At 45.5% G+C, this 14,737-nt stretch carries 15 protein-coding genes; 10 read left to right on the forward strand and 5 right to left on the reverse strand.

Going from position 1 to position 14,737, the window contains the following annotated elements; all coding sequences use genetic code 11:
• Window positions 1-538 precede the first annotated feature (538 nt).
• The 6 genes from Q6A92_RS00395 to Q6A92_RS00420 all read left to right on the forward strand — a co-directional run bounded on the left by Q6A92_RS00395 (window position 539) and on the right by Q6A92_RS00420 (window position 6,721).
• Window positions 539-1,834, forward strand: coding sequence for an FAD-dependent oxidoreductase (locus tag Q6A92_RS00395; RefSeq protein WP_274401621.1), 1,296 nt, complete (start codon window positions 539-541; stop codon window positions 1,832-1,834).
• Complete coding sequence (locus tag Q6A92_RS00400; protein WP_274401622.1) at window positions 1,831-2,136, forward strand: ferredoxin family protein; 306 nt, start codon at window positions 1,831-1,833, stop codon at window positions 2,134-2,136. The genes Q6A92_RS00395 and Q6A92_RS00400 overlap by 4 nt, the downstream gene beginning before the upstream one ends.
• 113 nt (window positions 2,137-2,249) lie before the next feature.
• On the forward strand, window positions 2,250-3,026 hold the full coding sequence (locus tag Q6A92_RS00405; RefSeq protein ID WP_274401623.1) for an enoyl-CoA hydratase-related protein: 777 nt from the start codon (window positions 2,250-2,252) through the stop codon (window positions 3,024-3,026).
• A gap of 75 nt (window positions 3,027-3,101) precedes the next feature.
• Complete coding sequence (locus Q6A92_RS00410) at window positions 3,102-4,676, forward strand: acyl CoA:acetate/3-ketoacid CoA transferase (RefSeq protein ID WP_443029663.1); 1,575 nt, start codon at window positions 3,102-3,104, stop codon at window positions 4,674-4,676.
• A gap of 25 nt (window positions 4,677-4,701) precedes the next feature.
• Window positions 4,702-5,841: an acyl-CoA dehydrogenase family protein gene (locus tag Q6A92_RS00415; protein ID WP_274401625.1), complete on the forward strand. Its 1,140-nt coding sequence runs from the start codon at window positions 4,702-4,704 to the stop codon at window positions 5,839-5,841.
• Between the two features lie 163 nt (window positions 5,842-6,004).
• Window positions 6,005-6,721, forward strand: coding sequence for an MIP/aquaporin family protein (locus tag Q6A92_RS00420; protein WP_274401626.1), 717 nt, complete (start codon window positions 6,005-6,007; stop codon window positions 6,719-6,721).
• Window positions 6,722-7,073: 352 nt separating this feature from the next.
• Here Q6A92_RS00420 and Q6A92_RS00425 read toward each other — a convergent pair whose 3' ends face one another.
• The 3 genes from Q6A92_RS00425 to Q6A92_RS00435 form a co-directional block, all read right to left on the reverse strand.
• Window positions 7,074-7,997, reverse strand: coding sequence for a LysR family transcriptional regulator (locus Q6A92_RS00425; protein ID WP_274401627.1), 924 nt, complete (start codon window positions 7,995-7,997; stop codon window positions 7,074-7,076).
• Between the two features lie 520 nt (window positions 7,998-8,517).
• Window positions 8,518-8,673, reverse strand: a complete 156-nt coding sequence (locus Q6A92_RS00430) for a hypothetical protein (RefSeq protein ID WP_332236666.1) — start codon at window positions 8,671-8,673, stop codon at window positions 8,518-8,520.
• Between the two features lie 33 nt (window positions 8,674-8,706).
• Window positions 8,707-9,276 (reverse strand): TetR/AcrR family transcriptional regulator, encoded by a 570-nt coding sequence (locus Q6A92_RS00435; RefSeq protein ID WP_274401629.1) that lies wholly within the window; start codon window positions 9,274-9,276, stop codon window positions 8,707-8,709.
• A 105-nt stretch (window positions 9,277-9,381) separates the two neighbouring features.
• Between Q6A92_RS00435 and Q6A92_RS00440 the strand changes: the two genes are divergently transcribed.
• Entirely contained in the window at window positions 9,382-10,155 is a 774-nt protein-coding gene (locus tag Q6A92_RS00440) for a sulfite exporter TauE/SafE family protein (RefSeq protein ID WP_274401630.1), read from the forward strand.
• A gap of 88 nt (window positions 10,156-10,243) precedes the next feature.
• Here Q6A92_RS00440 and Q6A92_RS00445 read toward each other — a convergent pair whose 3' ends face one another.
• Both Q6A92_RS00445 and Q6A92_RS00450 read right to left on the reverse strand, forming a co-directional pair.
• Window positions 10,244-10,477 carry a hypothetical protein gene (locus Q6A92_RS00445; RefSeq protein ID WP_274401631.1) on the reverse strand — a complete coding sequence of 78 codons (234 nt, stop codon included), beginning with the start codon at window positions 10,475-10,477 and terminating at the stop codon, window positions 10,244-10,246.
• Between the two features lie 311 nt (window positions 10,478-10,788).
• Window positions 10,789-11,631, reverse strand: a complete 843-nt coding sequence (locus Q6A92_RS00450) for an aldo/keto reductase (RefSeq protein ID WP_332236667.1) — start codon at window positions 11,629-11,631, stop codon at window positions 10,789-10,791.
• A 320-nt stretch (window positions 11,632-11,951) separates the two neighbouring features.
• On the opposite strand from Q6A92_RS00450, the gene Q6A92_RS00455 reads away from it, so the two are divergent.
• The 3 genes from Q6A92_RS00455 (at window position 11,952) to Q6A92_RS00465 (ending at window position 14,614) form a co-directional block, all read left to right on the forward strand.
• Window positions 11,952-13,688, forward strand: a complete 1,737-nt coding sequence (locus Q6A92_RS00455; RefSeq protein WP_332236668.1) for an MFS transporter — start codon at window positions 11,952-11,954, stop codon at window positions 13,686-13,688.
• Entirely contained in the window at window positions 13,651-14,160 is a 510-nt protein-coding gene (locus tag Q6A92_RS00460; RefSeq protein ID WP_274401634.1) for a PadR family transcriptional regulator, read from the forward strand. Before Q6A92_RS00455 ends, Q6A92_RS00460 begins: the two co-directional genes overlap by 38 nt.
• 229 nt (window positions 14,161-14,389) lie before the next feature.
• On the forward strand, window positions 14,390-14,614 hold the full coding sequence (locus Q6A92_RS00465; protein WP_332236670.1) for a hypothetical protein: 225 nt from the start codon (window positions 14,390-14,392) through the stop codon (window positions 14,612-14,614).
• Window positions 14,615-14,737 lie beyond the last annotated feature (123 nt).

Below are 14,737 nucleotides of genomic sequence, written 5' to 3' on the forward strand. Positions count from 1 at the left end.
GACAGGAAATAAATAATTTATTAAGAGAAACTTAATAATACTTTTTACCTGTTCTCTTCTTCACAATTAATTATGGATAGTTTTAATGAAAAGATCTGTGATCAGTTTAATAACTAGATTAATAACAGATAGTGAAATTATTCCAGTAAAAATAACAGATGGTGAAAATATCCTGGTAAATAGTTAAATCATAATAATAATTAATAATAAAAAGAAAATATATAATTAAATGACTATTTACCAATTTTATTCCATCTTGATGATGAAAGGGATTACAATTTAATCTTTGTGAATAGCTTCTCATTATTTAGTTCAGCAAACATAAAACACCTGTTATTTAAAAAATACTTTATAATCGCTTTTTCTTTCGAAATAATGAATTGTTCCAACCATTTGTTGATGATATTCTTGGGTTGCAAAGGGGAAACGATATAAACCCGGTCTTGATTTAAATGATTTGTGTTGGAGTGAAGAGAAATTCTAGTAATCGCTTACATTTATTGCACGTCGTGATAGCAGAGAAGGAGTGAAAGAGTTCATGTCAGATGAAAAAATACAAGTCATTATAATCGGTGCCGGCCTGGCCGGCAGTGCAGCCGCTTATCGTCTGGCGAAAGCCGGGAAAGAGGTCATGCTTGTCGAGAAAGGGTCGGCGGCCGGAAGCAAAAACGTAAGCGGAGGCCGTTTATATACGTATGCGCTCGAAAAATTAATGCCGGGCGAATGGTCGGATGCCCCGTTAGAACGTAAAATCAATCGCGAGTTAATGATGCTGATGACTGCGGAAGACAGCCTGACGATTGATTCAACATTTTCATCAACGGAGAGTGATTCTTACTCGGTATTGCGATCGAGTTTTGACTCGTGGCTGGCCGACAAGGCGGAAGAAGCGGGCGCGATGGTGATTCCGGGAACGACGGTGGAGAATCTAATCGTCCGTAACGGAAAAGTCTGCGGAATAAAAACAGAAGAAGAGGAACTGGAATCGGATATCGTGATCGATGCCGAAGGGGTTAATGCCCTGGCCGCCGAACGCGCCGGCCTGACCAATAAATTAAGCCCGTCCGATGCGGCGGTCGGGCTGAAATACGTCTTTCAGCTGCCTGAAGAAAAAATTAATGATCGTTTTAATGTAGAAAGCGGTCAAGGTGTGGCTATGCTGGCCGCCGGCGCCTGCACGCGCGGCGTAAACGGTGGCGGCGCTTTCTTATACACCAATCGCGACAGTATTTCGATCGGGCTTGTTGCCGATACGGTCAGCCTTAAAAATTCAGGGGTGAAGATCGTCGATCTTTCAAATGAATTCATTCAGCATCCTTCTTTAAGCCGTTATATTGAAGGCGGAAAACTGGTTGAATACAGCGCCCACCTGATACCGGAAGGCGGATTCCATGCAGTGTCGAAAAATAAACTGTATGCTCCCGGATTCCTGATCGCCGGCGACGCCGCCGGGCTCGTCGTTAACCGCGGATTTACGGTGCGCGGCATGGATTATGCGATTATATCCGGCATTCATGCGGCCGATACGGCCATTGAGGCAATCGATGCCAATGACTTCTCCGAGCAGAAGCTGAGCGCATACGCCGGCCGCCTTCAAGGGGTTGTGATGAAGGATTTGAAGACGCTTGATAAAAGCCATGATTACATCACGCATACGAAGTACATGTTTAAGACCTATCCGGCACTGGCCACGGGCGTCATGAAAAACCTTTACACCGCTAAAGATGAGCCGCTGAAAGGGGCAATGAAAACGATCATGCAGACAGTCAAAGGACAGAAAGTATCATTATTCGGTGCTGCAAAAGATGCGTTTAAGGGAGGCCGCTCATTGTGAAAACTTATCCGATGGATGTGCGCCTTTCCAAAACACTTTTTAATAGTGACGATACGCATCCGCATATTGTGATTGATCCTGAACAATGCGTGACCTGCCCGGATGATTATGCCTGTTTAAGGAATTGTCCCGCAGAGCGCTATACATGGAATGAAGAAAAACAGAGAGTCGTTTTCGACCATGTCGGCTGCCTGGAATGCGGCAACTGCCGCCTGGTTTGCAGCCGTCTGTATGAAGGGGCAAAGGGATATGACTGGAGTTATCCAAAGCAGGCAATGGGAGTTGTTTATCGAGAAGGGTAAAAATATTCTTCCGATAATTAATAATAGATTTTAGAGTAAACCAAAGGCAACAACAGCACTTTTTGTGCTGAAAATATAGCCACCAAACCTGGCGCAAAAAAGGGGAGTTTTTAATGCCAAATGTATTGCTGGAAGTCAATGATGGAATTGCTACCGTAACGATTAACCGTCCGAAAGCGCTGAATGCCTTAAACAGCGAGACGGTTACTGAGCTAAAGAAGGTTATCGAGGACATCGCCAATAATGATGAGGCGAAGGCTGTTATTATAACCGGATCGGGCGAAAAATCATTTGTTGCCGGAGCGGATATTGCTGAAATGAGTACACTGAATTCGACTCAGGCGACGAATTTTTCACGTCTGGCACAGGGTGTATTTTCAGAAATTGAAAATCTTCCGAAACTGGTTATTGCTGCGGTTAATGGGTATGCTCTCGGCGGCGGCTGTGAATTAGCGATGTCGGCGGATGTTCGCTTTGCTTCGAAAAAGGCGAAATTCGGCCAGCCCGAAGTCAATCTCGGCATTCTGCCAAGTTTCGGCGGCACACAGCGTCTGCCGCGTCTCGTCGGCAAGGGCATTGCCAAAGAACTGATTTTTTCAACAGATATGATTTCGGCGGATGAGGCTTATCGTATCGGGTTGGTCAACAAAGTTTTTGAACCGGATGAATTAATCGCAAAATCGATTGAATTTGCAAAGAAGGTTATGAGTAAATCGCCGGTCGGCGTTCGTGTGGCCAAGGCATCGATTAATAACGGCCTGGATGTTGATCTCGAAGCCGGCCTGAAATACGAAGCCGCTTCCTTCGGCCTTTGCTTCTCGACAGAGGATCAGAAGGAAGGCATGAATGCGTTCTTAAACAAGAGGAAAGCTGAGTTCCATGACCGCTGATTTTTTGTGACATATTTGTGAATGAATTATCAAAGTCTGTTTGCATTAAAACTTATGCGAAGGAGATGGATCATCTTGGCAGTTCAGTTTTTAACACCCGATGAAGCAGTTAAATGGATTAAAGACAGCGACACGGTCAGCACGAGCGGTTTCGCTTCGGCTGCTCTCCCGGAAACGCTGACGTCGTCGCTGGAACAGCGTTTTTTGTCAGACGGTTCGCCGAAAAATCTTACTTTGTTTCATTGTGCAGGTCAGGGGAATGCAAAGGGTGCCGGTTCGGATCACTTTGCGCACGAGGGTATGGTCAAGAGAGTGGTTGCCGGACATTTCAATATGGCGCCGAACCTCAACAAGATGGTCGTTGATAATAAAATAGAGGGCTACAATCTTCCGCAGGGGACGATTGCCCAGCTCTATCGCGACATTGCCGCTCACAGAGTCGGCACAATCACGCATGTCGGCCTGAATACATTCGTGGATCCGCGCAATGAAGGCGGGAAGCTGAACAGCAAAACAACGGAAGATCTGGTTAAACTGGTTGAGATTGATGGCCAGGAGAGGCTGCTCTATAAAGCTTTTCCGATTAATGTCGCACTTCTGCGCGGCACCTATGCGGATGAGAAAGGGAACATCTCACTGGAAAACGAAGTGTGCACCTCCGATGTCAAGCTCATCGCCCAGGCAGCGAAGAACAGCGGTGGCAAGGTGATTGTACAGGTTGAAAAAGTACTCGCCGAAGGTGCGCTGAACCCGAAGCTCGTTGAAATTCCTTCTATATATGTTGACGCCGTGGTCATTGCCAATCCGGAAGATCGTCATCAGTACTTCGGCAGCAGCTATGAATTCGATCCGTCTCTTTCCGGGCAGATGACTGCTCCTACTGGTAACATCGGCACTATTCCGCTCAATCAGCGTAAGATTATTGCCCGCCGCGCCGCTATGGAGCTGCAGCCGGGGGCGGTTGTCAATCTCGGCATCGGCATTCCCGAGGGGATCTCGATGGTGGCTAACGAAGAAGGCATGGGCGATTACATGACGATGACGGTTGAGGCAGGACCGATCGGCGGTATCCCGCTCGGCGGCAGCGGCTTCGGCGCGTCGATTAACGCCGATGCCATCTTCGATGAAGGGGCGCAGTTTGACTTCTATGACGGCGGCGGACTGGATCTGGCCTACTTAGGCCTGGCTCAGGTCGATCAGGAAGGAAACGTGAACGTCAGCAAATTCGGCACACGGATTGCCGGCTGCGGCGGGTTCATCAACATCACACAGAATGCGAAAAGGGTTTTCTATTGCGGCACGTTTACTGCAGGCGGTTTGAAAATCAAGACCGGGGACGGCAAACTGACGATTGTTCAAGACGGAAAATTCCCCAAATTTATTGATAAGGTCGATCAGATTACGTTCAGCAGCGCCTATGCACAAAAGATTAAGCAGCCGGTTCTCTATATTACGGAAAGAGCCGTGTTTGAACTGCGGGAAGACGGCCTGTATCTGACGGAGATTGCTCCGGGCATTGATTTGGAGAAAGACGTGCTCAGCCACATGACGTTTAAACCGAAGATCGATCAGCTCAAAACAATGGACGAAAGAATTTTTCGGGATGAATTAATGAATTTAGGTAATAAGCAAGAAGCTGTTCATGCTTAATTTATAAATTTGAGGAGGAAACAACATGGATTTCGAACTTTCGGATGCATTGAAAACGGTTCAGGAAACCGCAAGGAATTTTGCTGAAAAGGAATTAAAACCGCGTGCAATTGAGGATGACGAAACGAAAGAGTTCCCAGCCGAACCTTTTAAGAAAATGGGTGAACTGGGACTGATCGGTACGGCCTATCCGGAAGAATACGGCGGCGGCGGCCTCGGTGAACTGTCTTATGTGCTGGCAGTGGAAGAAATATCGAAGGTGCACGCTGCACTGGGCATCACTTTGTCGGTTTGCGCGTCGCTGTTCTCCGGCGCGATCTTCGACAATGGTTCGGAAGCACAGAAGAAGAAATATCTGCCGGAAGTGCTGGCAGGCACAAAGATCGGCGCGTTCGGCGTAACTGAACCGAATGCGGGCTCCGATCTTGGCAATCTGCAGACAGTTGCCGTAAAGAAAGGCGATCATTACGTACTGAACGGAAGCAAGATATTTATTACCAACGCGCCTATTGCCGACTATTTCTTCGTTGCGGCGGTAACCGACAAGAGCAAGGGTGCCAAAGGCATTTCCGCATTTATCGTTGAAAAGGGAATGAAGGGTTTCTCAGTCGGCAAACGGGAAAATACGTCGGGCCTGCGCTCGGCTCAGGTTTCCGAACTGATCTTCCAGGATGTTGAAGTTCCGGCTGAAAATCTTGTCGGCGAAGAAGGCAAAGGCTTTATCTATGCACTGGGTACCTTGGACGGCGGGAGAATCGGCGTTGCCGCTCAGGCACTGGGTATTGCCGAAGGCGCATTTGAACGGACCGTTGAATATTTGAAGCAGCGTGTTCAGTTCGGCCGTCCGCTCTACAAACAGGAATATATCAGCTTCAAGATGGCCGATATGGCGACTGAGATTGAAGCAGCCAAGTACATCGTCTACAAGGCAGCGCTTGATAAGGATAAAGGCGGACGGTTCAGTGTATCTGCCGCGAAAGCAAAACTGATCGCCGCGAAGACGGCCGTTGACTCAACGCTGCAGGCTATCCAGTTCCACGGCGGCTACGGCTATACAAAAGAGTTCGAAGTGGAAAGAATGCTCAGAGATGCCAAAGTCACGGAGATCTATGAAGGAACGAGTGAAGTACAGAGAATGGTTATCGGCGGCTCGCTTTTCCGTTAAGATATTTAAATTTTAAAGAAAGATAGAAGCAGGATGTAAACTTAAAAGAGATCTACTTATTGGCTGGCCTTTAAACTGGCTTAAAGCAGATTTCTTTTTTTTTTCAAGATTTGAAAGAGCTTACATCTTGAAAACAATATTAATAGGAAAGAAGAGGTTATTGATGACTGCACCTTTAATCACACGTTTTTTCGCTGAAATGGTAGGAATGTTTTTTCTGATCTTTCTGGGTGACGGCGGCTGCGCTAACATTTTTCTGAAAAAAGGGCGAGAGGGCGGCAATTGGCTGGGCATATCCCTTGAATGGGGTGCTGCCGTAGCTGTCCCTGTCTGGCTGTTTGGTTCAATCAGCGGCGCACATCTCAATCCGGCTGTTACGCTTGGATTAGCTGCTATCGGACATTTTCCCTGGGCCGATGTTATACCCTATATCGTTGCTCAGTTTATCGGCGCTATCCTCGGTGCTGTTGCGGTGTACATCATCTTTTATAAGCAATTCGAGGCAACTGAGGATAAAGGAGCGATACTTGGTTCATTTTCAACAATACCGGCTGTTCGCAATTACTTTTTAAACTTTGTGGCAGAATTTCTGGAAACATTCACTTTGGTGTTCGCCATTGTTGCTGCTTCGGCTCAGAATTTTGCGCCTGGGATCATGGGCCTGATTGTCTTTTTCGTCATTTTCGTTCTCGTGATAACGGTCGGCGGGACAACGGGATGCGCCTTGAATCCAGCTCGTGATATCGGACCCCGGCTTGTCCATGCGCTTCTTCCCATCGCCAACAAGGGAAAATCCGACTGGGCGTATGCCTGGATTCCTGCCTTCGCCACGACACTTGGTGGAATCGCAGGTGCCATGTTATACGTCGCTCTGTTTTAAAATTTAGAACGTCGCAACGGATCTTGGCATTCATTGCAGGCAGCATCACAAATGTCAGAAATCTTTAGTTTTACTGGTCAGATATGTCCTTTTAGCTCAGCAAGCCCTAAACATTAATAGGGCTTGCTGAGCTATTTCGAAAAAAATAATCAATTTATGTATAAACGTAAAAGTGGTTTCCAATCGTTTCGGGGAATCGGAGAAGCCCCCCCGAAACGGATTTTGATTATCCGATTTCAGGGGGGCCAGCCCGGTGTACAGAGGATTTCATGATCTGATATATTAAGAAGAATCAATCCCCTAAAGAAAGTTTTACCCTTCTTTAGGGATCCGCTACAGGACGAGAAACTTTTTACGGTTGGCATACGAGCGGAAGATTATATTTGTTAAAGATGTAATCCTTAAAATTATTGGCAATCGGGTATTCAGGACTGTGCGCTACCTTAGAAACCATCAAAAATGTGCGTTTGACTTTAGGTCTCACTTGAATCTGCCGAATCTGAAAATTCGATAACTGAATTCCGGCAAGCTGTTTTTGCGGCAATAAAGTTACAGCGATGTTTTCAGCAACAAAACCGAGCGCCGTATCGATGCTGCCCGTTTCGAAATTCGTAAACTTAGGCGAAAATCCTGCCTGATGGCAAAAATCAACTGTTTCTTTAAACAGACTCGATGACTGTGAGTAACGAATGAAGGACTCATCGGAAATTTCACTGAGCTGGACGCAGCGCCTTCTTGCCAGGGGGTGCTGTTTACTGACAATCAGAACAAATTCGTCACACGCAAGAGGGTAGGATTTCAAATGAACATTCGTGGGCTTAAGATTAGTCGGAGCAGTCAGCATGGCCAGATGGATATCATTGCTGTAAAGCAGCGGATAAAGGTTATAACACTCATCTTCCCGAAATTCAATAGCGACAGACGGATACTCATCGACAAACGATCTGATCCAGCGAATAATACCGTACTCCCTTAAAATGGGCACGCAGCCGATAACAAGTGTGCCGACTGTTCCTTTTGCATATTTTTGCATCGTTTCTTCCAAATGAGAGACATCAGCCATAATCTTATTGGCATGATTGATGAAATCCACTCCGGCAGGCAAAATTTTTACAGATCGGGTTGTTCGTTCGAACAGCTGAACATCGAGTTCCTCTTCAACCCTTTTGATTTGCTGTGACAGAGCGGGCGGAGTTACACAAAGTTCGGATGAAGCTTTATTGAAGTTATTGTACTTGGCAACAGCTAACACACACTTGAACTGGTATAAATCCATACTTGTTTTCCTCCTAACAGCGTATTATCATATCAATGAAAACGTTCTTAAAAATGTATAGCTAAATACCACAATCCGCAGCTGGTAGGACAGGATAAATTAACTGTTAAGAATCACTTAATATATTAGAACAATCGGTCTTTATTAAGAATAACTTAATATTCCTTCCATCTATACTATAACAGCCCCCAATAAAAAGATCTGTGACGTATTTAATAATCTGTACTATAACAATTACCAAAAAAGAAATTTGTAATACATCTAATATCCTGTATCGGAAAAGGTAACAAAAATGAATCAAAAATATAATAAAAAAAGAATCATTTTAAAGCCGGTTTATTGATTTTATTCCGTCTTTTCTTAAGTCCGTCGAGTGTTCCACGGATAAAAACATATTCGACGGTCTTGTCCGCGAGTGCAAGTGCCAGCGGCTCTGTCCGGTTCCTGTCTGAACAGGGTTAAAATCAGAAGGATGGAACAACCGTTCAGCCGGGTATTTGCCTGATTATGGCCATCAGGGTTACGCACGCGAAAGTAACAAAAAATAATCCATCGTCATTGTTTCTTCCGATGGATAAACATTGATGACTCCAAATTTTTTATCAATGACACCGGCAATTCTTTTTTTCATGAATAGGCTTGTCATAAAAATAAACCGGCTGATCTTCGACTTCATCCATCATTCTCTGCTTCCTTCAATCCGGATGAATCAGACCCTGCTTCGGCCGCTTTCCAATTGCGCAATAAAATCTTCAATCATTCTTCTATAGCTCTCGCCGACGCTGACGTCTTTTCTGAAATAGCCGGCTTGCTCCAGCGAGATAAATCCGTGAATCATGCTCCTCAGTTCCCGTGCTTTATAGGTAGTCTGTTGGCAATCCAGACCGTAGGACTGAAAAATCAGGTCAATCATCTGTGTCAAATGTCTGCCTCGTTCAAGGAGCTCCTCACTCAGGCAGGGCATCCATAAAATGGTTTTATAAAGTTCAGGGTTTTCTTTGGCAAACGAGTAACAGGCCTCAGCCATAGCCAAAATGGCGTCGCCTGCCGATCGTCCGATCGTTGCAGTGCTGATCCGGTCACTCAAACGGTTCATAAGAAGCAACGATAGCCCAATCTTCAGATCGTTTAAATCTTTAATGTGATTATAAAGCGAGGGCGAACTGATATGCAGGTATTCGGCCACCTTTTTTAATGACAGGTTTTCCAGTCCTATTTCTTCAACTAGCTGAGCACTGGCCCGGATAATTTTGTCTTTTGTCAGTCCTCTTTTTTGCATGCCGATGGCCTCCAATAAATAGTCGCACAGATTTGTAAACTAATCTAATTAGTATTATACTAACATTCGTAGTTTATATCAACGCATGTTAGGGAGGGATTCCAAATGATCCATTACATTGCTCTGCCCATAGTCGGACTTCTGGTCGGCATATTCATTGTATCGCTTGGCGGAGGAGGGGGTGCCATATATGTCGGCATTCTGATGACTTTATTCCACATCTCACCTGAGGTTGCTGCATCGACTTCACTTGCAACAATGATTCCCACATTGGCAGCGGGCACTTACAGTCACTGGAAAGCAGGCAATGTCAATCTGAAATTAGGAAAATATATGAGTGCCGGAGGGATAGCCGGAGTCTTAATCGGTGCTCTTCTGTCTGGCATGATTCCGGCATTCTGGTACAGCAAAATTGCCGGTGTTATTTTTGTCCTCCTGAGCATCCAGATGCTTGTCTCTATTATCGGCAAACGAAAAAAAGAGCAGCATTCCGCTGTTTCCCAGCGACCATTCACTTTCTGGAAAATCTGCGCGGCATTGGCTTACGGAGTATTAGGCGGAGTGATGTGCGGGCTGCTCGGATTAAGCGGCGGCGGACCGATCGTTGCCGGTTTGTTTGTTCTGGGAAGCAGCATGACGGAAAGTGCGGGGACTTCCGTTTTTGTCCTGACTGCCCTTTCAATTGTCGGTTTGCTGATGCACCTGAGTCTGGGGAATATCGACTGGGGGCTGGTCGGACTGCTGCTGTTGGGTACGGTTATGGGTGCTTTGATCGGCCCGGTGTTCATGAAACATGTGAATAAAAATTTACTGGAGCACATCTTGCAGCCGGTCATGTTTGTCCTGATCTTTGTCATGGGGGCGGTTCTTATTCTTTAGTACCCAATAAAATACAATAACATAATAAGAAGCTCGTTCATGCAAACGTGAAGCCGGTAACAAGAGGTACCCGTTTAAATATATTTAATCATGATTCGTCATCGCTAATCGGCGGCAAAAACCCTCTATATCCGCAGCCGGGACAAGTGACTTCACGTTTGCCCATCGCATGGAAAGAAACCATGTAGGCCGCCACCGGTATTTTAAAGGCGCATCCGCATTCCGGACATTCAAAATGAGAATGCTTTGCGCGCCGGGCGACAAGCAGCATGAGCATAATGGCAAGAATAAGCACGATGAACGGTACGATTTGCGCCGCCATTTTTGAACGCCTCCAGAGATAGATACCAACTCATTAAGTTTAATTCTATTTTCCATATATAATAATGAGAAGTCAACGATTGATACGTTCTTATTATGTCATGGCCGGTCGCTCTTCAAATTTTCAGGACTGCCTTTCATTGTTTATACACGTGTCCGGAAGATTCTGTGCATCTGCCGGTCTGGTGTCTGCGTTGGAATAACCTGTATAAAAAAGAGCATCCTGCACCCGGCAGGTGAACCGGCCGGATACGGGATGCTTTTTGAAGATCTTAGGTGTCCCCATAGGAAAATTGTCTACATGGAATTTTTTTAGAATTCTTCGTATTTCGCCGGGTCCTGATCGGCGGTCCGGCCGTCTTCATGGCTTAGGCTGTTGATTGCCTGCATCTCTTCATCTGTCAGTGAGAAATCGAATATAGAAAGATTCTCTGCCTGGCGCTGCGGAGAAGAGGACTTAGGCAGCGGCAGCGCACCGAGCTGAATATGCCAGCGCAGAATAATCTGCGGGATCGATCGTTGATGGGCGTCGGCGATTTTCTTAATAGTCCGGTCCTGCAGCAGTTTATTTGCCCGGGCCAGCGGGCTCCACGACTCGGTCACAATGCCGTGCTCCCTATCCCACGCCCGCTGCTTCTCCTGTGAAAAATAGGGATGCAGCTCGACCTGATTGACACTCGGAGTCACGCCGGTCTCCTTAATTAGGCGTTCCAGATGTTCCGGCAGGAAATTGCAGACGCCGATGGAACGGATGAGCCCCCATTTTCTGGCATCGATCAAAGCCCTCCAGGCTTCAACATACAGGTTTTTGCTCGGGTTCGGCCAGTGAATGAGATAAAGATCATAATAATCCAATCCGGCCCTAAAGAGAGATTCCTGAATCGTGGCCAGGGCTTCCTGGTATGAGTGATGGCGCCCGGGCAGTTTTGACGAGATCCGCAATTTTTCACGCGGGACCGAACTGCGCCGGACCGCCTCACCGAGCGCTCCCTCATTCTCGTAATTAAAAGCTGAATCCAGCAAACGATAACCTGCATCAATAGCACTTAAAATTCCATTGACGCCTGACGCACCGTTCATTTTATAGGTGCCGAAACCAATCGCGGGCAGCGTTAATCCGTCATTCAGTCTGATTTCCGGAATTGATGTCATCAAAGCAATCGCTCCTTTCTTTTAATGAACTCTACTGAAGTTTAACACTCACAAATTTCTTTGATCCGGACACTATAAGAATAACACATAATTTTTTACAATAAATTGAATTTCATGAAGAGACACTGGAGGAACTGATCCTGTACAACAAACGATTTGTCCCCGGATGGAGAGTATTTTCTGAAAGAAGCCGGAAAGTCGTTGCCGATAAAGAAGCTAACAACCGTATTTTTTATTTCATCGATTGCCTTGACAAATCTTATATATATAAATATTATATGAATAACATATATATATAATATTTATATATGGAGGGACTATTGATGAATAAACATCAGAAAACGGTTATTTTTGCCATGTCGATAGGAATTTTTTTGTGTATGCTGGATACAACGATTATGAACATTGCCTTACCGGCTATTCAGTCCGGGCTGAATGTTTCGCTGGATAATCTTTCATGGGCCCTGAATATTTATACAATTGTGTTTGCTGTGTTTACGATTCAGTTCGGACGCTTTGCCGATCTTTACGGCAGAAATAAAATTTATGTATTGGGACTTATTGTTTTCGGTATCGGTTCGATCATCAGCGGTCTTTCCGGGAATGCGGTTTTTCTTATCCTGGGCCGTGGAATTCAAAGTGTCGGCGCTTCTGTTGTTTTCCCCGCCAGTATGACAATCGGCATTTCACAGGCAAGTGTTGAAAAACGCACCCAAGCGATTCTTATTTTAGGGGTCACGCAGGGACTTGCCGCCGCGCTGGGCCCGACAATCGGAGGGATTGTGACGCAATACCTCGGCTGGCGCTGGGTATTTTTAGTTAATGTTCCGATCCTGCTTATCGCCTTGATTTTATGCTTGACAGAACTTGACTTCCAAGGCGAAAAAAAGGTGAATGCGAAACTCGATCTCTCAGGTTCAATGATGAGTATGCTCTTTCTGTTTGCGTTGACGCTGGCGCTGATAAAGGGAAGAGACTGGGGATGGCATTCACTGTCGATTACGGGTCTGTTTGCCATAAGTATTCTGTCATTTGTCGTTTTCATTTATCACGAACATAAAACAGATTCGCCGATGATTAATATGAAGCTATTCCGGTATCGTCAGTTTAACGGTTCCTCACTGACAGCCATTCTGAGCCAGCTGTTCCTCGTCGCTGTGATGGTTATCATGCCGACATTTCTGACCCGGATACAGAATGAAACCGAATTGACAGCGGCCATGCTGGTCACGCCCATCTCCTTCATGATTTTCGTCTGTGCGCCGATTGCCGGTCTGCTGGTTCATAAACTTGGCGCCAAATTTACGATTTTCATAGGGTTTCTGGCAATGGCTTTAGCCTGTTATTCTTTCTATCACTTGGATGTCTCACGCAATTACTGGCAGTTAATCCTTACCTGCATGCTTCTCGGGATCGGCTACGGCATCATTGTCGGTCCGATTACGGTGCTGGCGGCTTCAGATTTTCAAGGAGAATTGCTGACTGCTTCGCAAAGTGTAATCGGCGTTTTAAAACAACTGGGGTCTGTATTGGCGGTAGCCATCTTTGTTTCCGGCCTGACCGGCAATATCGGTCAGGCAGAACTGGCTTCGGTTCAGTATGCGAAAAAACAAATCGAGACACTGGATGTCTCTGAAACCGATCGGCAGGCGGCAATCAATAAAGCTGTTGATTCTATTGATCAGGAACGGTCCGAATCGAATAATTCGGCTATTTCCCAGGCAAAAGAACGGTCAATGATCACTGCGGCCTATCACCAGGTGCTTGCGCAAAAACATATCAACGAAAGGGAGCTTCCCGATCCGGAGAAAAAAGCGATGACGGCGAGTGTCACACAATCTGTCAAACAAAGAGTGAATCAGATCAATGATGATGTAAAATATAAGAGTACGCTGATACAGAATAAGACGAAGGCAAACATGAAGGAAGCATTCTTATCGCTTTATGGATGGGCTTTTCCATTTGCTCTTGCTTCATGTTTCATTGCCTTCTTATTCAAAGGAAAAGCAAGGGGGTTCGTTCATGAAAAGCGAAGACGTCATTCTGGGAATTATCAATGAAAACTCGCGGACCGGTTATGAAATCGTTGAAGTCTTTAAAACCATTTTCTCTCATTTTTTTGACGGTTCATATGGCAGTGTTTATCCTGCCTTACATAAACTGGAACAGCAGGGCATGGTCACGAAACAAACGGTTGTACAGGAAGGAAAACCGAATAAGTTCGTGTATTCCATCACGGCACAGGGCAAAGAACAGTTTAAGAATTATTTAAAAACATCTTTGCAGCCTGAAAAAGTAAAATCTGATTTTTTGATGCGCATGTACTTTGGCGAATATCTTACCAAGGAGGAAATACAGGACATAATCAGCCACGAAATCAGGCATAAAGAAGCCTTGCTTGAACAGCTTAATTCCAATTATGATCACTGGCATTCAAAAATGTCCCGTCTGCAACAAGTGTGTTATCAAATAGGGATTGCCCGCTATCAGTCTGAACTACAGGTTTTGAAGGAAAACGGCATAATTGAGTGAAGCGGCCGCAGTCTGCGGCTAATTTCGCGGGCTGGCCAATGTCAAGACATAACAATATGCTATAAATCGAACGAAATTCATAATATTTATGATGATGGATCCTATTCACTCGCCCGAGCCGAAACTGCGATTTAAGTTTTCGGGATGATTGTCCCCCTACTGTCGAAAAGGGACGGATTCCTACGAAAAAGTTTATTCGTAACTCTGATTATTCAAATTTATTGATTCTTTGGCTTTTGCTGTTGATGTTCTGTGTTTTACTGCAGACATTATATCCTTTGCTGTAGATTCTGTGATGGCAACTGTTGATATTCCGGCGATTACTGATGTAACTTTGCCATTTTCTGCTGATTTTCCGATGTTTCCGAATGATTATCGTCATGGGACTGCTGAATATGCAGCATCGAAGATAAATATCGGCCGTTTTCGGAATTTAGCGTCTGTCCGTGAATGATATTATCCTTCAGAAGAGTTTATCGGCACTCGTATGAATTTTTGGCTCTCCATCAAAAGAAGAAGGATGGTGCATTTACACCACGGCCCTCAGGCATATGGACCGGTGGGGGACTCGTTTTTG

The organism is Sporolactobacillus sp. KGMB 08714 (assembly GCF_036598985.1).
In the GTDB taxonomy this organism is placed as follows: Bacteria; Bacillota; Bacilli; order Bacillales; family Sporolactobacillaceae; genus Sporolactobacillus.